This is a genomic window from Kitasatospora sp. Root107 (assembly GCF_001424875.1).
In the GTDB taxonomy this organism is placed as follows: Bacteria; Actinomycetota; Actinomycetes; order Streptomycetales; family Streptomycetaceae; genus Kitasatospora.
Genome location: NZ_LMCT01000026.1, coordinates 170,754 through 192,373, shown reverse-complemented (window position 1 = coordinate 192,373; position 21,620 = coordinate 170,754). Strand labels below are relative to the sequence as shown.

Sequence of the window (21,620 nt, the reverse complement as noted above, 5' to 3'; positions counted from 1 at the left end):
GGGCGCGGGCCGGTGAGCCGGTGCCGGCGGCAGTGCTGGCCGGCCTGAACGCCGCGCTGGGCGCTGCGCCGGTGGTCGGGGAACTGGTCCTGGACGGGGCGGAGCTGACGTACCGGCAGCGCCGGGCAGGTCGGACGGCCGACCGGCTGGCCGCCGAACTGGCGGCCGCAGTGGCCGAGTTGATCGCCGATCCGGTGGAGCTGGCGGCCCTCCGGGAGTGCGCGGCGGAGGACTGTGTGCTGTTGTTCCGGCCGATGAACCCCCGGCGGCAGTGGTGCTCGGCGGCCCGCTGCGGGAACCGGGCCCGGGTGGCCAGGCACTACCGGCGGCAGAAGGGGGCGGAGGCGTGAGGGTAGGCTCGGCCGGACCGCAGCGAGGGTGGAGGACCGGATGACGCCGCTGGTGATGATGGCGGGCAGCGCAGAGGTACTGGCGCGGCCCGACCTGGGGGAGCACCTGCTGACGGACCTGGAGCGCACCCGGGCCGACCGGTTCCGGCTGGCGTCCTCGCGGGCCGACTTCGTCGCGGCGCACCTGCTGGTACGGGAGTGCGCGGCCCGGCTGATGGGCCGTCCGGTGGCGGGACTGACGCTGCTTCAGCGCTGCCCGGACTGCGCGCGGGACGACCACGGCAAGCCCTACCTGGCCGAGCACCCGGAGGCGCAGGTGAGTCTCTCGCACGGCCGGGGCGTGGTGGCCGCGGCGGCGGGACTGCACCCGGTCGGGGTGGACGTCGAGCAGTCGTCCGGGGGGACGGCGGCCGAGGTGATGGAACGGGTGCTCAGCGCGGGCGAGTTGCGGCGGGTCCGGGAGCACGCCGACCCGGACCGGGCGTTCCTGCGGCTCTGGGTGCGCAAGGAGGCGATGGTCAAACTGGGGCGGACCACGCTCGACACGCTGACCGAAATCGACCTGTCCGCACTGGAGTTGGACGGTTCGCCGCTGCGCAGCCGGTACGGCGACCTGCACCTGCTGGACTGGGTGGACGAGCGGCACGGTGCGGCGGTCGGGGTGGTCAGCACCGAGGAGCCCCGGGTGGAGCAGCTGTGAGGCCCGCCGTCACTCGGAGCGGGTGACGGCGGGCCCGAGGCGCCTTGTGATCAGCCGGCGAAGCCGGCCGTGATCGAGGTGAACTGCCAGTTGTTCTGGGCGATTCCGGAGCAGTTCTCGACCACGCCGCCGCCGGGGCACGGCCGGTCACGGTTGACCGACCAGAAGGCCAGCCGGGCGGTGTGGTGGGAGTTGGACCAGTCGCGGATCCTGGTCCAGGTGTCCACGCTGGTCACTTCCTGCTGGTCGCTGAGACCGTTCATGCCGGAGATTCCGAGGTGGGCGTAGGCGGTCGCGTCGTCCCACCCGAAGACGGACTTCAGCTTGGTCTTGAGGCCCTCGGCCGCGTTGACGGTGCTGCCGTACATGTCGGCGCCGCCGCCGAAGTCGAACGGCATGATGGTGAAGACGTCGATGTTGGCGTTCAGCGCCTTGGACTGCTCGATCAGGCGGTTGCCCCAGGAGGTCGGCCCGGTGGTCGAGGTGCCGAAGGTGAGGATGGTCCGCAGGCCCGGGTTGTTGTTCTTGACGATCTTCAGGGCGTTGATGATCCGGTCCTGGACGGTGGCGTTCTCGAACTCGTCGGTGTTCTCGATGTCCACGTCGATCGCCTTCAGGCCGTAGGCGTCGATCACCTTCTGGTAGGCACCGGCCAGCGCCTCGGGAGTCGAGCAGTTCGGGCCGAGCTTGTTGCCGCTCCAGCCACCGATGGACGGGACGACGTCACCGCCCGCCGCCCGGATCGCGGCGATGGTGGACTGGTCCACACCGCCGAGCAGCGGACGCTGGCTGTCCCAGCTGGGATTGCAGCCGTTCTGGGCCAGGATGAACGCCATGGTGAACCACTTGATACCGGTCGCGCTCATCACGGTGGCGGGCGCCGGGGGCTCGCCCCAGCCGAGGTAGAGGTACGGCGCGGCCTGCTTGAAGCCGGGCGGCGGCGGGGTCCCGTTGTCGGTGGTGACCGAGACCGCGGCGGAGGCGGCCGAGGCGTTCCCCGCCAGGTCCCGGGCCTTCACGGTGAAGGAGTAGGCGGTGGCGGGGCTGAGGCCGGTGACGGTGGCCGAGGTGCTGGTGCCGCCGACCGTGGTGGCCAGGGTGCCGCCCCGGTAGACGTCGTAGGCGGTGACGCCGACGTTGTCGGTGGAGGCGGACCAGGAGAGCGAGACCGTGGAGGAGGTCTTGCCGGTGGAGGCCAGGTTGGCCGGGACGGTCGGCGCCACGGTGTCGCTGCTGCCGCCCGGGCCGTCCAGGCTGATGTCGTCGGCGTAGTAAGTGCCCTGCCCGTACCAGCCGTTCAGGTAGATCTGGGCGCTGGTCTGGCTCGCCCCGGTGGTGAACGAGACGCTGAGCTTGGTGTAGGCGGTGGCGGACGGCGTCCAGGTCGAGGTGCCGCCGGTGACGCCCAGGTAGACGTAGCTGCCCCGGACCCAACCGCTCAGGGTGTAGGCGGTGTTGGGTTGGACGGTGACGGTCTGGGTGCACGTGGCGTTGTCGCTCGCGCTCGCGGCGCCCGCCAGGGCCTTGGAGCCGCCGTGCACGGGGCTGCTCACCACGGAGCCGAGACCGCCGGTGCAGGACCATCCGGACAGCGTGCCGGTCTCGAAGCCGGGATTGGTCAGCAGGTTGGCGGCCTGCGCGGTGGTGGGGGCGGTCAGGGCCGCGGCGGCGGCCAGGACCGTGGCGCCCAGGCCGGAGAGCAGCCGGGATCGGGTTCGCAAGGAGTACCTCCAGTGGGGGATGGGTGGGTACGTCGCTGACGGAGCGTCAGCCGATGGGAGTGCGAGCCCGGTTGGGGCCGGGCCCGTCGGCAGGACGGCACCGCGCCAAATGGTATGGACCTGTTGACTCGTTGGTCCAGTCCTCTTACATTGCGAATCTCGGCACCTGGAAAACCGCCGCCCCCCGACCGGACGGCCCGCACGGTTCTGCAATCACCTGTCAGGCACCGTTCCTAATCAGTGGGCAGGAGTGAGTCTTGGACCCACGTCTTGGCACTGCGCGCGTCCCGAACGGGTTTGGGTGCGCTGGTCGCCCGCGTTCTCGTTGTCCCCGTCCGGCTGCGTGCATCGTGTGCACGCTCCGTGACAGGGCGGCGGGTTTCCTCACGCCCCCGGCTACCTGGTTGGGCCTGGACGGTCCGATGCCCGTGCGCATCGCTCTGGTGTGCACGGGGCGGTGCCGTCCGTCGCCGGACCGGGTGTCCGAGGGCGCGTCGTCCGATAGCGATGCTCGCGGCATCGTGTCGGGTGGTGGTGCGTCGCGGGGTCGCCAGTGGCTTCTGCCAGTGCTGCGCGCCCCATTGGGAGGTGTAGGCGGGATCGACCGCGACGATGGCCAGACCGGTTTCGGCGGCCATCGAGACGAGCCGGGCCTTGAGCTTGCCGGTCGGGATGCCGGAGATCAGCTGTCGGAACCGCTTGTTGCGGCCGTGCTTCTCACGGGTGGTCTCGGCGGTGAAGTCGAGGTTCTCCAGGCCGATCGCCGCGACGCCGCGGTGCGTGGCCCAGTGCAGGAGGCGGGTGATGGCGTGTCGGATCTGAGCATCGCGGTGATCGGCCGACCCGCTCAGGTCGTAGGGGAAGCGGCGCGGGTTGCCGACGGGGTTGCCGTGGACGTCGAGGTGCCAGGCGGCGAAGTGGTCGGCGTTGGTGTCCACGCCGACCATGCCCTGGGCGCGGGCGATAGCCAGCGGCATGGTCTGGACGACGGGCCGGGTCCAGGAGGCGTCGAGGTACCAGCGGCCGCGTGCGACGTCGTAGTGGATGCGGTAGGCGACCGCCCGGTTGCCCTCGATCCGGTCGGCCCACTCGGTGCCTCGGTGCGGGAACGACACCTTCGCGGCGAGGACGTACCGGCCGCTCCTGGCGTTGGCGTACTCCGCGAGCGGGGCGGGCAGCCTGATGCTCACCTCGCCGTCAGGGGCGACCCGGATCGTCTCGTTGCCGAACCGTTTGCCCGACTCCCCGTCAGCCGACAGGAACCACCGCGCCGCCTCCCACCGCCGGCGCCACCCGGCTTCGGTCAGGTTCGCGACAGCCAGGTTGTGCCGGGTGTTCAGCAATTTCCGTCCGCCGCGCACCACATGCACGATGCCGTTCTCACGGTCGGCGGCGACCTGAGCGCGCCGCTCCTCAAGGAGGTGCAGGCGACGGGACTTGACGAACCACTCGTGCCTGGAGCGGTAGCCACCGGGCGCGCGCTTGGTGCCCTTCTCCCCGACCGGCAGCGACAGGCGCTGCCGCAGCATCCGGATACCCGCGTCCAACGAGTCCAGGTGTGCGACCTGGCCGCGACGCGACAGTGCCCACTGGTCGTGCGTGGTCTTGGTGACACTCCCGGCCCAGCGCGACGACGACCGCACCGTCAGGTCACGTTTGCGCGCGGCCCACGTCTCGTTGCCGTGCTCCAGGCCGTCCGCGCAGCGCGCCTTCAGGTCCCCCGACGCCAGCGCCCCCATATGCGCGCCGACCAGCCGCAGCACCTTCTCATCCCCGGAGGTGAGCCCCTTGAGCCGGTCACGGATCGTCACACCCGACGGGCCAAGGGAAACGAACGGCGCGTCGATCCGCCGGATCTTCCCCTTCGGCCCAGCCACGTCATCTCCCTCCCAGCCGGTGCCACCACCCTCACACACACCACCGACAGCCGACCCGGCCACCCAACAGACCATGATCGAAAATGCACTCGTGGGCGCCAAAACACCCTCAACCCCCAGCAGTTCATAACCCCCACACCAACAGGAGAACCATGTCCGGATACCTCAGACGTCGGCTGCCCGCCCTGCTCGGCGCACTACTGCTGCCGGTGGCCGCGTTCACCGCCCTCGCCGCCCCGCCCGCCCATGCGGCCGGGAAGCTCACCGCCGCGTTCAGCTCGGCGGACAACGGTTCGTGGTGGAAAGGCACTCTGGTGGTCCGCAACGACAACGCGACCGCTGTCACCGGCTGGACCCTGGAGTTCGACCTCCCGGCCGGCGTCACCATCAGCAGCAGCTACAACGGCGAGGCGACCGTGACCGGCCGCCATGTGGTCGCCAGGAACGCGTACTACAACGCCACCGTCGCCGCGAAGAGCACCACCGAGCCCTACAGCTTCTGGTTCGTCGCCACCGGCCCGATCGCCACCCCCACCGGCTGCACGGTCAACGGCGACAAGTGCGACGGCACCCCCGATGTGCCGCCCGGTGCTCCCGGGAAGCCGTCGGTGGTGGCCGTGACGACCCGTTCGGTGGCGCTGAGCTGGGCCGCCGCCGGTGCCGGGGACCACCCCGTCGCCTCCTACGAGATCCTCAACGGCGCGACGGTGGTCGGCACTTCGGCCAGCACCTCGGGCACCGCGACCGGGCTGAGTCCGGCCACGGCGTACAGCCTGACCGTGCGGGCCAAGGACGCCCGGGGCAACCTCGGGCCGGTGAGTCCGGCGGTCGCGGTGACCACCACCGACCCGGCGAGTGACCCGGTGCCGCCCACCGCGCCGACCAACGTGCGGGCCACCACGGTCACTTCGGCCGCCGTCACGCTGGCCTGGAACGCGGCCACCGACAACGTGGGCGTGGTCTCGTACGACGTCTACCAGGGCGGCGTACCGGTGCAGAGCGTGACTGGCACCTCGGTCACGGTGAACTCGCTGGCACCCGCAACGAGTTACGTCTTCACGGTGCGAGCGAGGGACGCGGTCGACAACCAGTCGCCGCCGTCGGCCGCGCTGACCGTGACCACCGGGGACCTGGCCGGGGCCGGAAAGTACACCCGGGTCGGCTACTTCACCCAGTGGGGCATCTACGGACGCCAGTACTTCGTGAAGAACCTGGACACCTCGGGCACGGCCGCCAAGCTGGACGTCATCAACTACGCCTTCGAGAACATCGACCCGGTCAACCTGACCTGCCTGGCCGGTGTCACCAAGGGCACCACCGCCAACCCGCAGGACCCCGACCAGGGCACCGGCGCCGGTGACGCGGACGCCGACTACGGGCGGCCGTTCAGTGCGGCCCAGTCGGTGGACGGGGTGGCCGACGACGGCTGGGGGAAACTCCGGGGCAACCTCAACCAGTTGAAGAAGCTCAAGGCCAAGTACCCGCACCTCAAGGTCGTGGTCTCGCTGGGTGGTTGGACCTACTCCAAGTACTTCTCCGACGTGGCCGCCACCGACGCCTCCCGGCAGAAGTTCGTCAAGTCCTGCATCGACGTCTGGATCAAGGGCAACCTGCCCGCCTACAACGGCGCGGGCGGCGACGGCGTGGCCGCCGGGATCTTCGACGGCATCGACCTGGACTGGGAGTGGCCGGGCTCGCCCGACGGCCACCCCGGGAACCACTGGAGCGCCGGCGACAAGGCCAACAACACCGCGCTACTGGCCGAGTTCAGGAAGCAGCTCGACGCGTTGGGCGGTTCGCACCGGCTGCTCACCGCCTTCACCCCCGCCGACCCGGCCAAGATCGACCAAGGCTGGGACCTGTCGAGGATCTTCAGCTACCTGGACATCGCGAACGTCCAGCGCTACGACTTCCACGGGGCCGGCAGCGACAACTCCTGGGAGCCGAACCGGACCGGCCACCAGGCCAACCTCTACCCGGACGCCCAGGACCCGTACGGGGTGAAGTTCAGCACCGACGCGGCAGTCCAGGCCTACCTGAACGCCGGGGTCAACCCGCGCAAGCTCACCATCGGCCTGCCGTTCTACGGGCGAGGCTGGCAGGGCGTCACCGATGGCGGCATGAAGGGCGAATGGCAGACGGCGACGGGTGCGGCGCCGGGCCAGTTCGCGGAGGAGGCAGGGACGCGGGGGTACAACAACCTGCTGACCACCTTCCCGGGACTGACGGTGCTGCACGACGAGCAGTCGGTGTCGGCGTACGCCTACACCTCGGCCGGTGGACAGTGGTGGACCTTCGACGACCCGTGGTCGATCGGGAAGAAGGCCGCCTACGTGAAGTCCAAGGGCCTGCTGGGCGCGATGATCTGGGAGATGTCCGGTGACACGCCGGGCGGGGCCCTGATCACGGCGCTCGACAACGGCCTGAAGTGACAACTGCCGGGGTGGGCGGGCCACAGCCCGCTCACCCCGGCTCACCTGGTGGGTCCGGTAGGTGCTACCGCACCAGAGCGGCTCCGGCCCAGTCGGCGTGGTCGCTGTTGATGCCGTCGCCTGCGTCGGTCGCCTTGAGGACGAGGGAGTTGACGCCGGTGATGCTGATGTCGATGGACTGGGTGGCGCTCGAGGGTGTCATCGCTGCCGGGGTTTCGTAGAGCTTGACGCCGTCGCCCCAGATCTCGAACTTGACGGTGGCGTTGGCGTTGACCTCGTCGTCGATGCCGACGTCGGAGCGGAAGCGTGCGTAGGCGCCGTTGAGGGTGTAGGTGACGGTGCTGTTGGCGTGGGTGCCGATGCCCTTGGCGTAGGCGGTGCCGTTCAGCCTGATSGGGTTGCCATCGATGCTCTTGTTCTTCTGGACGGTGCCGAAGTCGCTCCTGGCGTTGCTCCAGGCGAGATCGCTCAGATCGACCGTCTGTCCGCTTCCGCCGGTGGCGGCGGTGGTGACGGAGAGGGTGTTGCCGGCCCCGGAGAGATTCCCAGCGGCGTCAACCGCCTTGACCGTGAAGGTATACGGCGTCGCGGCGGACAGCCCCGTCGCGGTGAAGCTCGTACCCGTCGACGAACCGACCAGCGTGGTCCCGCGGTAGACGTTGTAGCCGGTGACGCCGACGTCGTCGGTCGACGCCGTCCACTTCAGGTCCACGCTGTTCGACGTCACACTGCTCGAGGTGAGGTTGGTCGGCGCGGTGGGGGCCGTGGTGTCGCCGGCCGCAGGCCCGGTGGACGCGGTCACGGACGCACCGGCGGCGACCGGTACGGTCACGTAGGAGACCGTCTTGCCGTACAGCGACCTGGTCTGCGGGGTCTGGGCGGTGCCGTTCACGGTGATCGTGGCGGGGGCGCCGTAGAACTGCGCCTCCCAACTGACGGTGCCGCCGGAGTTGTTGGTCAGCGTGGACGCGGTCGTACCGGTGTGCTTGAGCTTCAGGTCGTTGTCACCGACCTTGAGGTGGTCGATCTCCACCCACGGCGTCTCGGAGGTCAGCCGCGAGACGGTCGCCACCTTGTCGTGCGGGGCATCCGGCTGAACGCCCATCATGCCGTCGACGGTGCTGCTGACCGCCAGGAACGAGATCTCCGGGTAGGTGTTCTTACCGGTCATCAGCTTCTTGAGCCACGCCCAGCCCTCGTCGGACCGGTTGTACTGGTAGTACATCTCCGGCAGGTAGGAGGTCGCCTCGACGTTCAGGGCGTCGTCGTTGGCGGCGATGAAGTCCAGGTAGCTGCTGGTCCTGCTGCCGTGGTCGCCCAGCCCGGTCAGCATCATCAGGAAGCTGGCCTCGTGGCCCCAACTGCTGTAGCCCGTACCGGCGGCGTCCTTGCCGCGCATGTACCGGTTGTTCGACGCATCCCACCAGTTCGCCTCGAACTGAGCGCGCACCCGCTGGGCACGGTCGGCCCACTTCACGCTGTTGGCGTTGTCGCCCTTCGCCTTCAGGATCTCCGAGTAGGCCAGCATCGACTGGTACTGGTACCCGAGCGAGTCGGCCGCGGAGACGAGGTTCTCGTTCGGGAACTCGAAGAACGTTGCCGTGTACTCACCGGCCTGCTTCCTCGAAACCGGCTGCTCGGCGGCCGGGTTCGCGTCGTTCCAGACCACCTCGTGGTTGGTCAGGAACTGACCCATCGTCGAGTCGTAGTAGGCGGAGAGGGCCGGATCGTTGATCCAGTCGGCGTTGCCCGTCCACTGGTACTGCTTGTACGCCTTGGTCATCAGGTTGAACGGCGACGGCAGTTCACGGAATCCGGTGCCGTCGATGTAGTACATCGCCCCGGAGGAACTGTGCGCCCACAGCGGCCAGCCGTTCTGACCCGGATCGTCGGCATCGGCGGCGAAGGTCTTCAGCATGCTGAGCGTCTCGGCATCCAGGCCGAGCGCGTGCGCACCGTCCGACTGGTGGGAGATGTCCCGGTTGTAGTACGACTCCCGGTTGGTGTACGCACCCCAGTAGCCGGGCTCCACGGCCGGGTGGGTGGCGTTCTTGAGGCGCCACCACTCGGGTTCGTGCCCCATCATCGGGTTGCCCGGGTAGAACGTCATGCCCAGGGCCCGGTCCTTGCCCCAGTTGAAGCCGTCGTTCAGCGTGGTGTTCGGCGAGTTGATGGTCAGCGTGCTGGTGGGCGGCCCGACGTACGGCTGGATCGTGATCCTGTCGATGCGCGGCACCTCGCCGGCGGACGTGGCCGTCAGCTCGATGGTGTCACCGGCCTTGAGCTGTACCTTGCTCGAGGTACGGGTGTCGATGTTCTTCGGGTCGGTGTAGTCGGTGCCGTACCGCTGGGACGTGGCCCAGGTGTCCACCGGGACGGAGTTCACGGAGAGCTTGTAGGTCACCCCGTTGGCGGTCTTGCCGTTGTAGCGCGTGATGAGGTCGTAGGTTCCGTCAGCGCCGTTGAACGCCTTGCCGGCGATGCTCGTCTGTCCGGCCACGCCCCGGGCGTACGTGACGGTGTCGACCGACGTGCCGTTCCAGGTATGGCTCACGGTGTCCGTCGCGAAGTTGGTCAGCGACATGTTCTCGACCTCGAACACGTAGGGCGTTGCCGCTGCTGTCGCTGGTGCGCTGGGCAGGACGATTGTGGTGCCGACTGCTGCGAGTACGGCAGACAGTGCACAGGCAAGACGACGCATGTGCCGTCGATCCTTTCGTGTGGGGGCGTTCTTGTAGGAGGGCGGTCGAACTCGACCGTCCAGCGGTGGGGGTGTGGGACGCGTTTGGGCAGCACGGTGCCGACGGCTGGTTGGCGGAGGAGGTCGCCTGGGCCGGCTCTGCGGTCGCTCAGGTTGGTCTGTCGCGCGGCTTTTCGTTGCTCGCCGTGTTGGAAGAAGTTCAACTGTGTTGCCTATTGAGTACTTGGCGGCGAAGCGGTGTCAAGAGTCGCGGTCGGGCCGATCGCGCCGGGCCCGCTTGTGTGCGGGTCGCGTTTCTCGGTTCAGGTGCGCTGTCTCGACGCGGTGGAGTTGATGGTGTTGAGGCGGACGGCATCGCGTATCGGCAGGTCAGCGGTGTGACACGGCCGGATGGCGCCCGCTCGGGCAGGGCGGCCGGGGCGGGGTGAACACGCCTGGAGCGGTGCGAGCGGGCTGGGGTCAACTGCTGACTTGCAACTGCAGAATGACGTTGGTGTAGAAAACTTTCATTGATGCGTTGCATGTCGCGGCAGGCGTGAGTAGTGTCCCTCCCCGGAAGGCTCGTCTGCGCAGGACCAGGTTGCCGGTGAGCTGGTCGCGCGGGCCCCAGCTCGGTCGGCCCTGCTCGTCGGGACCCAGCTCCTATCGCCGCCGCGTCAACTCGGCGTGGATCACATCATGGTGAGCACGCGTCAGATCCGACGGCGGGAGTCCGAGACGCCGCCTTGGCCGCAGGACGACTACCAGCGGCTCCTGACCCACTGAACGAGTTGGGCGCTAGCGGCCCAGTACCGCGCCGCCGTTGAGGCCGATCACCTGGCCTGTGAGGTAGCCGGCCGCAGGGGAGGTCAGGTAGGTGACGGCGGTGGCGACGTCTGCGGGGGTGCCGGCACGGCCGACCAAGGTGTCGGCGATCTTGCTCGCGTGGAACTCCGGGGTCCAGTCCGCGCCGAAGATCTCGGTGTCCGACACGTAGCCGGGTGCCAGCACATTGACGGTGATGCCGTCCGGTCCCAGCTGCCGCGCCAGGCCGAACGCCCAGCCGTGCAGCGCGGCCTTGGCGGCTGCGTAGGAGCCGGCCGAGTGCGGGCCGGCGCCGCCGCGTTGTGCGGCGGCCGAGCTGATCACGACCAGCCGTCCGCCTGGGCGGCGCAGGTGGTCGAGCAGCGCCGTGGTGAGTAGCACAGCGGTCAGCAGGTTGGTGTCCAGGTCCCGTCGCCAGGCGTTGGCCAGCGCGTCGAGGCTCCCATCGGCGGGCTGGGTGACCACCCCTCCCGCGTTGTTGACCAGGGCATCGACCGGGCCGATGTCCGCGATCGCGCGTACAGCGTCGTTGACCTGGGCTGGGATGGTCAGGTCGGCCGCGATCGGCACCACACGCGGAGTTCCCACCGCGCGGTCGATCTCGGCTCGGGCTCGTTCCAGTACGTCGAGGCGCCTGCCGAGAATGACCACCCGGCTCCCGGCTGCGGCGAGCTCGCGTGCGATCGCCTTACCGATGCCCGTCCCGCCACCTGACACCACTGCGACTCGCTGCTGCATCGCTGACCCCCGCCCTCGCCCATGATCACCTTCGGCCCGTGAGCCTAGTGCTGCTGCGCACGTTTGTGGAGGGGTGTTCAGGCTGCTTGGAGTGGGCCGGCGGCGTAGGTGCGTCGGGTTGTCAGTCGGTGCGGGAGCCGAGTGCGGCCCGGGTCTTCGTGACGAGGGCGCGGGCTTCGGTCACCGTGGCGGTCAGGGACTCGGGTGTCTCGCCAGGGGCTCCCAGCAGGCGGCGGGCTCGGGGGCCGAAGTCGGGTGGGGTGCTCGGGAGGGTTTCGGCGGTGGGGAGGGCGCCCTTCTCGTTGAGGCACCAGCGGCGGTCGTGGGCGTACATCGCCTGGACGAGCACGCCCAGGGCTCGGGAGAGGCAGAGGGAGACGTAGAGGGCGTCGGCGCGGGCTGCGCCCTTGGCTGCGGCGTCGAGGAGGAACCCGGCCTCCCAAGCACCCGCTGTCAGGGCGTCGCGCAGGGGCTCGGGGTAGGTCGCGGTCCGGCGCTGAAGGGTCGTCAGTTCGCCGGTCGGGTCGGTCAGGATCTGACCGAGTGCCACCTCGCCCGGGTAGCAGGGGGACCAGAATCCGAGTGGATGCCCGGCCTGGATGCCCACCTCGTACCGGCCATCGAGGCAGTCCGCCCAGACCTGCTCGACCCGGTCGAGGTCCCGGAGGATCCAGTCGACCTGCAGGCCATCGACCCGGAGCCATGAGCCGCCGTTGACCCAGGGTCCCCAGTCGCCCGGGCCGGCCACGTCCACCTCCGGGCCGGCCAGAGTGCGTAGCGCCGTGAGGTCGAGTTCGCCGCGGTAGTAGACGCCGAGATCCCAGTCCGAGTCTGGTCGGTGCTCGCCGCGGGCCCGGCTGCCGCCGAGCAGTACTCCGACGACGCCCGGTACTTGGGACAGGCGGTCGGCCATCTCCTTGATGATCATCATCTGCACGGGGTGAGTCTGGCAGGCCGTCGGCGGGTCGGGCCAGCCGTTTCCGTACGGCCAACGTCCCGTTGCAGTCGAGGAGATGGGCCGGACGGAATGGTCGAAATGCAGATGAAGTAACCGGATGGCCATCAGTAGTCGTGCGATATGACCTGTGACATTGTTCTGCCGGTCATTCGGTGGCAGGATGCACGCCACGTCCCCCGCTTGTCCCGCCTGATGCTCAGTGAGTGCCCCCCACAGGAAAAGGACTTGGCAGTGCGCCTGCGTCTACCGATATCCACCCTCGCAGCCGGCGTCATAGCCGGCGTCGCCACGGTCGCCTCTCTGCTGCCCGCCTCCGCGATCGCCGCGCCCGGCCCGTCCGCCACCAAGCCGGTGGCAGTCGCGGCCTCCTCCGCAGCCTCCGTTGCGGCCCCGAAGCCGGCCGGTCTGGCCACCTTCGCGGCCGACTCCGACCAGTTCGCCTCGCCCGCCGCCCCGTTGTCGGCGGCCCAGCTCAGCCAGGCCGCGATGCGCGAGCCGGTCGGTACGGCAGCCGTGCCGAACACCGCCTCCCGCCCGGCGGAGAAGAAGGCGGGTCTGGCTGCCGCCGCCGCTGTCGCGCAGAGCTGCACCCCGGCCGACTTCACCACCCGTACCGGCGCCGACCTGGTCGCCTTCATCGAGAGCTCGACCACGGACTGCGTCAGCACGCTGTTCGACATCACGGGCACCCCTGCGGCCGGTGTCTTCAAGCAGTCGCAGATGCTGCCCGTCGCGGCCGCCTTCAAGAACCGGGCCACCGCCTACGCCGGTGACAACTCGAACAGCATCCTGCAGCTGGTGCTGTTCCTGCGGGCCGGCTACTACGTCCAGTCCAACAACGCCGGTGCGGTGGGCAGTTACGACGCCACGCTGACTGCCGCCTCCAAGGCGGGGATGGACGCCTTCTTCGCCGGGACGCGCTGGAAGGACGTCACCGACGCCAACGGCAACATCCTCAAGCAGGTGCTGACCTTCACCGACAGCGCCAACCTGCAGGGCAGCTACCTGGGCGTCTACAAGCAGGTCCTGAACGCGTACAACAACTCGTACAACGCCATCCCCTCGATGGTCAGCGCGGTCAACTCCCCGCTGCGGTACGCGCTCTGGCGGGGCAGCTGGAACCCGGACTTCGTCCAGGCGGTCGCTGCCGACCCGAGCATCGCCACCACCCTGGCCGACTTCGCGATCAACCACCAGGACCTGCTCGGCGGGCCGAACGGCGCGCTCGACGTCAACGCCGGCAACGACCTGTCCCGGCTGGCGGGCACCGGCGCCGCCGTCGAGACCGCGGTCAAGCCGTCGGTGAAGCGGGTGCTCGACGCCAGCCCGATCCTCGGCAAGACCGGCCCGCTGTATGTCGGCACCGCGTACCAGGCGAACTACTACGACCCGGGCCAGTGTTCGTACTACAACACCTGCAACCTGCCCGCGAAGCTGACCGCGGCGGTCCTGCCGAACCAGCTGGTCTGCGACAACCGCACGCTCCAGACCCAGGCGCTCTCGGCCGCCGAGCTGGCCGCCGTCTGCACCAGCCTGCGCGGTGAGGACACGTTCTTCCACAACCTGGTCAAGGACAACGGACCGATCCCGAACCAGTACAACAAGACCGTCATCTTCGGGATCTTCGCCAACAAGACCGACTACACCACGTACTCGTGGGCGATCTACGGCAACTCCACCGACAACGGTGGCCAGACCGTGATGAACCCGACCGACCCGAACAACCAGGCCGTGACGGTGATGTACCAGAAGTCCTGGAACCTCAACGACACCGCCCGGGTGTGGAACCTCAACCACGAGTACACCCACTACCTCGACGGTATCCACGACATGAAGGGCAACTTCAGCACCCAGACGTCGGTTCCCGACATCTGGTGGGTCGAGGGTGTCGCCGAGTACGTCTCCTTCACCTACCGCGGCGCGACGGACACCGACGCGATGACCGAGGCGGGCAAGCACACCTACAAGCTCAGCACCATCTTCCAGAACACGTACGGCAATTCGGACTCGACCCGGGTCTACCCGTGGGGCTACCTCGCGGTGCGCTACATGTTCGAGAAGCACCCGAGCGACGTCTACACCATGCTCGGTCGCTTCCGGGCCGGTGACTACGCCGGTGGCTACGCGGTCTACAACAACGTCGGCACCGGCTACGACGCCGACTTCGACGCCTGGCTGACCGCCTGCGCGGCGGGCGCGTGCTACGCGACTGGCCCGACCTCCCTGTTCACCCCGTCGGTGAACGGTGCCACGGTCAGCCTGACGGACCGGTCCGTGCAGACCGGCCCCGGGCAGATCACCGCCTGGAACTGGACCTTCGGCGACGGCACCTCCTCGAACGTGCAGAACCCGAGCCACACCTACGCGGCCGCCGGTACCTACACGGTCGCCCTGACCACCACCGACAGCAACGGCCGGAGTGCCACCTCCCCGACCTCGGTCACCGTGCTCACCGGTGGCGGCCCCGTCACCCTGCCGACCTGCACCGAGGCGCGCGCCGACGCGATGGGCCAGAACTGCTCGCGGTCCAACCGCGCGGCGACGGCCGGCAACAGTGACTACCTGTACGTCTACCTGCCGGCCGGTGTCAGCACGCTGAAGGTCACCACCTCCGGCGGCACCGGCGACGCCTTCCTCTACTACAACGCCAACACCTGGGCCTCGCCGAGCGCGTTCACCGCGTCCTCGACCAACCCCGGCACCACGCAGAGCATCACCGTCACCAACCCGACGGCCGGTTACCGCTACCTCAGCCTGTACACCAGCACCGGCTTCAGCGGCGTCACCGTCAGCACCCAGTTCTGATCTCCGACACCGCCCTTCCACTGCCCGGCAGTTGATCCTCAGGGATCACTGCCGGGCAGTGTCGTGCGTCCGGTGACGCCTCGTCAGCAGTCGCACCCGCAACCGTCACAGCAGCAGTCGCAGCCGTCACAGCCGCTGCAACAGTCGCACCCGTCACAGCAGTTGTTCCTACTGCAGAAGCCCTCACGTCGCTCGCCGGACCACGGGTCCTCGTGCTCGCAGCAGAGCAGTTGGCAGCTGCAGGCGAGGAGCGCCCACATCGCGCAGGCGCCCAGCGGGTCGCGCGACGGGCGGGGCTGCTCGGGGGCCGGGGTCTCGTGGTCGATCTGGTTGAAGACCCGGTCGACCGCGCGCTGGGTCTCGTGCGCCAGCAGCCGGTGCGGCAGTGCCTGGTTGGTGAACTCCACTTCGGCCAGGGCGAGTCGGATGCCGTGGACGGCGTCCCGGCAGAGCCGTTCGGCCTCGGCGCGGCTGGTGCCGGTGGCGGTCAGCGGGTTCCAGGCTCCGTTCGCGTCGTCCTCGGCCTGGTCCTCGGCGGCGTCCAGCAGGTGGGCCAGCCGGCCGAAGAGCCGTCCCGCCTCGTGCAGGGCGGCCGCGTTGCCCGGGCGTCCGGCGAGTACGGCGGTGTGGGCGGTGGCCGCAGCGGTGGCGGTCTCGGTCGGTTCGGTGAGGGTCAGCAGCGGGCTGCCTGCCGTCGCGGTGCGCTCCAACTCGCCCTGGCGGTCCGCTGCTTCGAGCAGGACGGCGGTGTCGAAGCCGACCGTGTCACCCGCCCGGCCGCTCTGCCGGTCCCAGCGCCGGGCCACCCGACGTGCGGTGCTCGCCACCGGTCGGCGGGCGAACACCCCGTCGCCGTCCAGGACATGGTCGCGCACCTTGGCCGAGGCGAGTGCGAGCGAGACGGTCGCCGCCAGCCGGGCGCCCTCGCCGTCCGCCACCTGGGCGCCGCGCATGCCGCGCAGCGGGCAGGGACCGGCCTGGCGGCGGCTGGGCGACGCCGCCGACTGCGCCTCGACCAGCACCGAGATGACCAGGCCGTCGTAGTTGGTGGCCGTCCTGGCCAACTGGCCGTGGCCGTCCCGCAGGGCCAGGCAGAGCCCGCAGAGGTGTGCGAGCCAGGCGGCGCGCAGTGGTTCGGGCAGGCTGTGCCGACATGGTCTGATGATCCCGAACATTCCCGTCCCCCTGTGATCGTGGTCCGGGAGCATGGTACGGGTGGGCTCAGCCCGTCAGGTAGCCGCCGGGCTCGGCGGTGAAGAGCGGGCCGTCGGGGCCGATGATCTGCCAGGGGTGCTCGGCGGTGTCCGGCGGCACGACGAGCCGGCGTCCGCTGTCGAAGGCCAGCTCGAGCCCGCCCGCCGGGCTGACCGCGGCGCCGGTCAGGCGGCTGCCGGTCAGCACGGCCAGGCCGCCGCTCACGCCGGTGCCGAGCTGGGGGTAGAAGTGCTCCACGCCCCCGGCGGCCAGCAGTCGGAAGTCACTGTCGACCAGGACGGTGACCGACCCGCTCAGTTCCAGCCGCAGGCCGGTGCCGGCCCGGACCCGCTGGACCTGAAGGCCCGCCAGTAGCTCGGCGATCGACTCGGTCATCCGGTGCCTCCTGGAGCCAGGGCTGTCCGACGCGAATCGTCACACAGCCCCTCGGTGCGCCCCTCCATTCTGGTCCGCTGATCTGCCCGCGTCACGTACCCCGGCCGGTCGGGGCCGGTTGCCGCCACTGGTTCGGCGGCCGGTTCAGCGGCCGGAGATCCGGTCGGCCAGGCGGGCGATCGGGGAGGTGGTGGCGCGACCGGCCGCCTCCTGGCGGTCGGCGGCGTGATAGGCGGCGTACAGGCTGTGCACCCCGAGCCAGCGCAGCGGCTCCACCTCCCAGCGGCGGACCGTGTGTCCCACCCAGGGGAGTGCGGTGAGCTCGGTGCGGTCGCCGAGCACCAGGTCGCGGAGGGTACGGCCGGCCAGGTTGGTGGTGGTCACGCCGCTGCCCACGTAGCCGCCGGCCCAGCCCAGGCCGGTGGCGCGGTCCAGCTCGACGGTGGCACACCAGTCCCGGGGCACGCCCAGCACCCCGGCCCAGGCCTGGTCGATCCGGGCCTCGCCGGCGCCGGGGAAGAACCGGTGCAGGATGTCCCGGAGCTGGTCCACCGTCCGCTGCTGGGTGGAGCCGTCGGTGTCGGTGCGGGAGCCGTAGCGGTACGGCACGCCGCGTCCGCCGAGCGCGATCCGGCCGTCGGCGGTGCGCTGTGCGTACATGTAGGCGTGCGCGAAGTCGCCCAGTACCTCGTGGCCCTGCCAGCCGGTCGCCGCCCAGAACGACTCCGGCAGCGGCTCGGTGACGATCATCGCGGAGTTCATCGGCAGCCAGGTCCGCCGCTCGCCGCGCAGCCCGGCCGTGAACCCCTCGGTGGCGCGCAGCACGTAGTCGGCCGTGACCGTCCCGGCGGCCGTCTCCGCCCGGGCCCGGCGGCCGGGCCCGGCCGGGTGGATCGCCGTCACCTCGGTGTTCTCGTGGATCACCACGCCGAGCTCCTGCACCACCCGGGCCAGACCCTGGACCAGCTTCGCGGGCTGGATCCGGGCGCCGTGCGGCGTCCAGGTGCCGCCGAGCACGCCGTCCACCCGGACCCTGGCGGTCGCCTCGGCGGCCGAGAGTACGGCCAACTCGCTCTCGCCGAAGGCGTGTTCCTCGGCCGCGAAGGCCCGCATCCGGGTCAGCTGGGCAGGTGTCCTGGCCACCTCCAGTACGCCGCCCAGGGCGATGTCGGCGTCGATGCCCTCGGCGGCGGCGGTGTCCACCACCTCGCGTACCGAGTCGTCCATCGCCCGCTGCATCGCCTGGGCCGGGGCGGCGCCGTACCGGCGGGCGAACGCACCGCGACCGGCGAAGCCGTTGTACAGCCAGCCGCCGTTGCGGCCCGACGCCCCGTAGCCGCAGACCCGTTGCTCGAGCACCGTCACCCGCAGGCCGGGGTCGGCCTTCTTGAGGTAGTAGGCCGTCCACAGCCCGGTGTAGCCGCCGCCCACGATGCAGACGTCGACGTCCGTACCGCCCGGCAGTCCGGGGCGTGGCGCGGGCAGTCCGATCGACGAATACCAGAACGACACACCGCCGTTGACGACGGGACTGCTGCCGTTGGAGCCCACGGGGACCTGCCTTCACTCGGTGACCTGCCCGGGAGGCTATCGTCCGACGGAAGGTCAGGACCACGGACAGAGTGCCACGCACCCGGGGCCCGGTCCTGCACTCTGTCAGGCGGGTGGGCAGGTTGGTGGGCAGGTGGTGGGCAGGCGGGTGGGCAGGCCGGTTACGGGCCGGGGACCCAGCCCTGGAGGGTGGGGAAGACCTGGGCGGCGATCCGGAACAGCGCGGCCTCGTCGGGGGCTCCGCGGTCCTGGCGCCAGATGGTGATCTCGAAGGACCCGCCGTTGATGTCGGGGCCCTTCGCGACCACCAGGTGCCGGGCGATGCCACCGGTCCCGGTGGTGGTGTTCGCGCCGTTGAAGTTGAGCGCCAGGGTGTGGTCGGAGTAGGTGGCCGCCGGGTGGCCGAGCAGCGAGGTCGGCTGGGGCAGCAGGCTCGCGAAGGCGGTGGCGGTCCTGACCGAGAGCAGGTGGTTGTCGGTGATCTCCACATGGGTCGTCCCGAGCTGCACCTGCGCCGAGGCGTCGTACTCCACCGTCCCGTCCGCGAAGGTCATCGGGCCGCCGCCGGACTGCGCGATCGACACGTGGGTGTCCGGCGTGCCGAGCAGTGTCGGCAGGTCGGGGCGGTTCAGTGCGGCGCAGAGGGCGGGGTACTCGGGTGCGTCGGTGGCCTTGGGCGGGTTGCACGCGGCGGGCTTGTCGTCGGTGGCCGTCGGGTGGAACAGGCCCGCCCCCCACATGCCCCCGAGGACGGCGGCGGCCAGTGCCACGGCGGTGGCGGTCTGGAGGCCGGCGCTCCTGGCGCCCTTGCCGGACGGGTGGCCGGGCGGTGCGGCCGCGACCGGCGCCGATGGTGTGTCAGTTGTCATGGAGATCCCCCTGGGTCGGTTCAGCGCAAGAGCGCGGTGACCTCGGGCGAAGGTATCAGCGGCCGTTCCGGAGTCGCACGTGGGTTCAGGTGCACCAGAAGATGAAGCGGTTGCAGGTGGGGGAGGGCGAGGGCGAGGGCGGGGGTGTCGTCGGGTGGGCCGGGCTGGGGGCGGCCGAGGACGGGGCCGGGGCCGGGGCCGGGGCCGCTGGGGTGGTGACGGTGCTGGCGGCGGGGGGAGTGGAGGAGGCGGGGGCGGTGGACGGGCTGACGCTCGGCCGGGCGCTGCTGGGCCGGGCGGTGGCCGAGGGGGATGGCTTGATGCTGGGTACCGCTGTCGGGGTGGTGGTGCTGGGCGTGGCGGCAGCAGCGGTCGGCCGGTCCTGACGGGGTGTGGGCTCGACCGAGGACGGGCCGGGGAGCAGCGCGAGCACTCCGGCGCCGCCGACGGCCAGGGCGAGGGCGGTGGCCGCGACGGCAGGGCCGCGTCGGCGTCGTCGGCGACGGGCGGCAGTACGCGGCGCCACCGTGGGGGCGGAGTCACGCGGCGCGGCGGCGGGCGCGGTGGCCGAGGCCGGGGCTCCGCAGCCTGGGCAGGACAGGGCGCCGTTGAGGTGTCGGCGGCAGGGGGCGCAGTAGTCCATTGCTGGACCCTAGGCATGGCACACGAACGGCCGACAGATGCCAGGTGTGAGGCTTTCGGAGAGATCCGGTGCTTAGACCGACCGGCAAATGGTGGGCGGGTGAAGGAGCGGCGTCCGGGCCGAGTCTGGGCGGTGCCGACGAGGGAGTAGCAGCGGAGCTGCGGCGACTGAGGAGAAGCCGTCCAGNCTCAGTCGCCGCAGCTCCGCTGCTACTCCCTCGTCGGCACCGCCCAGACTCGGCCCGGACGCCGCTCCTTCACCCGCCCACCATTTGCCGGTCGGTCTTATGGGCAAGTCGGACGCCTGGCAGTGGAGTTGACGGAAAGGTTGGCAGGAACGTTCCGGTTGACGTGCACATGGGGTGGTCGGAAGGTGGTGCTCAGCAGCAAGTCCCCCAGCCCCCACCGGGAGAGAAGCCCATGAGGAACCGCCGTCCCGCCGTCCTGCTCGCCGCCGTCGCGATGCTCGTCACCGGCTCCGCGCTCGCCCTGCCGTCCGCCGCCGTCGCCCGTGCCACCCCGGTGGGCGAGCAGGCCGCCGCCGTGGCCACCGCCCTCCAGCAGTCGCTGGGCGAGGAGCGCAGCGCCGGTTCGTACCTGGACGGGAGCGGCCGACTGGTCGTCACCGTCACGGACCAGTCCGCCGCGCAGCAGGTCAGGGCGACCGGCGCGGTGGCCCAGCTGGTGAGCCGCAGCGGCGCGCAGCTGGCCGCCGCGACCGCCGAACTGGACCGCTCCGCCGCCGTCCCCGGCACCGCCTGGTCGGTCGACCCGGTGAGCAACCAGGTGCTGCTCTCGGTGGACGAGAGCGTCAACGGCGCCAAGCTGACCCAGGTCACCGAGGCCGCCCAGCGGCTCGGCGCGGCCGTCCGGGTGGAGCAGGTGGCCGGCCGGTTCAGCACCAAGCTGGCCGGCGGCGACGCGATCTACGGCGGCGGCTACCGCTGCTCGCTGGGCTTCAACGTGCGCAGCGGCAGCACGTACTCGTTCCTGACGGCCGGTCACTGCGGGAACGCGGTGTCCTCCTGGTACACCAGCCAGAGCCAGACCACCAAGCTCGGCAACACGACCAACTCCCGCTTCCCGGGTGACGATTTCGCCATCGTCCGGTACACGAACGGGTCGATCCCGCCGTCCTCGGTCGACCTGTACAACGGCACCACCCGGCGGATCACCGCCGCGAGCACCCCCGCCGTCGGGGCGACCGTCTACCGCAGCGGCAGCACCACCAAGGTGCACAGCGGCCAGGTCACCGCACTGAACGCCACCGTCAACTACGCCGAGGGCAGCGTACGCGGCCTGATCCGCACCACGGTCTGCGCGGAGCCGGGCGACAGCGGCGGCGCCCTGTACTCCGGCAACACCGCCCACGGCCTGACCTCGGGCGGCAGCGGCAACTGCTCCAGTGGCGGCACCACCTTCTTCCAGCCGGTGGTGGAGGCGCTCAGTGCCTACGGGGTCAGCGTCTACTGACGAGCCCGTACATCCCTGCTGACGGACCGTCCACCCCGCTGACGGACCGTCCGCGCAGCGCGGAGGGCCGACCCCGCCTCGCGTGGGGTCGGCCCTCCGGGCGGTCAGGGCGCTCAGGCCCGAGCCGGTGCGGACTCCTGCACCTGCGCGTAGGGCGCGAGCTTCCTGATCGAATCGATGCTCTTCATGCACTGTTCCTTGGTCTCGTGCGGGTCGCTGGTGATCACCACCACGCCGTTGGCCGCCTTGAGTCGGAACCGGTGCACGCCCGACGTGTCGGTGTAGAGCTCGAACTTCCCTGCCATGGGTCTTTCACCTCTCGGGTAGGTACGCCCCCTCCTGACGCACCGTAGGCTGGCAGCCCTTATGTCGCATGCCAGATCAAGCATCCGGGTGGATCCCACTCAGG

At 70.3% G+C, this 21,620-nt stretch carries 16 protein-coding genes; 6 read left to right on the top strand and 10 right to left on the bottom strand.

Going from position 1 to position 21,620, the window contains the following annotated elements; all coding sequences use genetic code 11:
* Positions 1–350, top strand: a 350-nt coding sequence (locus tag ASC99_RS37585) for a CGNR zinc finger domain-containing protein (protein ID WP_162257912.1), incomplete at its 5' end; no start/stop codon positions are given.
* A 40-nt stretch (positions 351–390) separates the two neighbouring features.
* Positions 391–1,050, top strand: a complete 660-nt coding sequence (locus tag ASC99_RS23130; RefSeq protein ID WP_063857157.1) for a 4'-phosphopantetheinyl transferase superfamily protein — start codon at positions 391–393, stop codon at positions 1,048–1,050.
* 50 nt (positions 1,051–1,100) lie between these two features.
* Here the strand turns inward: ASC99_RS23130 and ASC99_RS23125 are convergent, their stop codons facing one another.
* Together ASC99_RS23125 and ASC99_RS23120 are read right to left on the bottom strand one after the other, a co-directional pair.
* Positions 1,101–2,771 (bottom strand): carbohydrate binding domain-containing protein, encoded by a 1,671-nt coding sequence (locus ASC99_RS23125; RefSeq protein WP_235502573.1) that lies wholly within the window; start codon positions 2,769–2,771, stop codon positions 1,101–1,103.
* Positions 2,772–3,004: 233 nt separating this feature from the next.
* Positions 3,005–4,648, bottom strand: coding sequence for a hypothetical protein (locus ASC99_RS23120; RefSeq protein ID WP_057235085.1), 1,644 nt, complete (start codon positions 4,646–4,648; stop codon positions 3,005–3,007).
* 152 nt (positions 4,649–4,800) lie between these two features.
* On the opposite strand from ASC99_RS23120, the gene ASC99_RS23115 reads away from it, so the two are divergent.
* Positions 4,801–7,080, top strand: a complete 2,280-nt coding sequence (locus tag ASC99_RS23115) for a glycosyl hydrolase family 18 protein (RefSeq protein WP_057235083.1) — start codon at positions 4,801–4,803, stop codon at positions 7,078–7,080.
* A gap of 64 nt (positions 7,081–7,144) precedes the next feature.
* Here the strand turns inward: ASC99_RS23115 and ASC99_RS41965 are convergent, their stop codons facing one another.
* From ASC99_RS41965 to ASC99_RS23100, 3 genes are all read right to left on the bottom strand, one after another.
* Complete coding sequence (locus tag ASC99_RS41965; RefSeq protein ID WP_162257911.1) at positions 7,145–9,781, bottom strand: NPCBM/NEW2 domain-containing protein; 2,637 nt, start codon at positions 9,779–9,781, stop codon at positions 7,145–7,147.
* A gap of 777 nt (positions 9,782–10,558) precedes the next feature.
* Positions 10,559–11,323, bottom strand: a complete 765-nt coding sequence (locus ASC99_RS23105; protein ID WP_057235080.1) for an SDR family NAD(P)-dependent oxidoreductase — start codon at positions 11,321–11,323, stop codon at positions 10,559–10,561.
* A 121-nt stretch (positions 11,324–11,444) separates the two neighbouring features.
* Positions 11,445–12,254 (bottom strand): nucleotidyltransferase domain-containing protein, encoded by an 810-nt coding sequence (locus ASC99_RS23100; protein WP_235502581.1) that lies wholly within the window; start codon positions 12,252–12,254, stop codon positions 11,445–11,447.
* A 258-nt stretch (positions 12,255–12,512) separates the two neighbouring features.
* Here ASC99_RS23100 and ASC99_RS23095 point away from each other — a divergent pair, with 258 nt between their 5' ends.
* Positions 12,513–15,086 carry a collagenase gene (locus tag ASC99_RS23095; RefSeq protein ID WP_057235077.1) on the top strand — a complete coding sequence of 858 codons (2,574 nt, stop codon included), beginning with the start codon at positions 12,513–12,515 and terminating at the stop codon, positions 15,084–15,086.
* 83 nt (positions 15,087–15,169) lie between these two features.
* Here the strand turns inward: ASC99_RS23095 and ASC99_RS23090 are convergent, their stop codons facing one another.
* From ASC99_RS23090 to ASC99_RS23075, 4 genes are all read right to left on the bottom strand, one after another.
* Entirely contained in the window at positions 15,170–16,261 is a 1,092-nt protein-coding gene (locus ASC99_RS23090; protein ID WP_057235075.1) for a DUF5685 family protein, read from the bottom strand.
* A 46-nt stretch (positions 16,262–16,307) separates the two neighbouring features.
* Positions 16,308–16,676, bottom strand: a complete 369-nt coding sequence (locus ASC99_RS23085; RefSeq protein WP_057235073.1) for a DUF6188 family protein — start codon at positions 16,674–16,676, stop codon at positions 16,308–16,310.
* A gap of 144 nt (positions 16,677–16,820) precedes the next feature.
* Positions 16,821–18,227, bottom strand: a complete 1,407-nt coding sequence (locus ASC99_RS23080; protein WP_057235071.1) for an FAD-binding oxidoreductase — start codon at positions 18,225–18,227, stop codon at positions 16,821–16,823.
* A gap of 161 nt (positions 18,228–18,388) precedes the next feature.
* A complete protein-coding gene (locus ASC99_RS23075; RefSeq protein WP_063857151.1) occupies positions 18,389–19,096 on the bottom strand; it encodes a DUF6215 domain-containing protein in 708 nt (235 codons plus the stop codon).
* Between the two features lie 101 nt (positions 19,097–19,197).
* Here ASC99_RS23075 and ASC99_RS23070 point away from each other — a divergent pair, with 101 nt between their 5' ends.
* Both ASC99_RS23070 and ASC99_RS23065 read left to right on the top strand, forming a co-directional pair.
* Positions 19,198–19,482, top strand: a complete 285-nt coding sequence (locus ASC99_RS23070) for a hypothetical protein (protein ID WP_157531691.1) — start codon at positions 19,198–19,200, stop codon at positions 19,480–19,482.
* Between the two features lie 676 nt (positions 19,483–20,158).
* The gene (locus ASC99_RS23065; protein WP_057235065.1) at positions 20,159–21,211 is read left to right on the top strand and encodes a S1 family peptidase; all 1,053 of its coding nucleotides are present in this window, start codon (positions 20,159–20,161) and stop codon (positions 21,209–21,211) included.
* Positions 21,212–21,324: 113 nt separating this feature from the next.
* Here the strand turns inward: ASC99_RS23065 and ASC99_RS23060 are convergent, their stop codons facing one another.
* Positions 21,325–21,516 (bottom strand): DUF1508 domain-containing protein, encoded by a 192-nt coding sequence (locus tag ASC99_RS23060; protein ID WP_057235063.1) that lies wholly within the window; start codon positions 21,514–21,516, stop codon positions 21,325–21,327.
* Between the last annotated feature and the right edge of the window lie 104 nt (positions 21,517–21,620).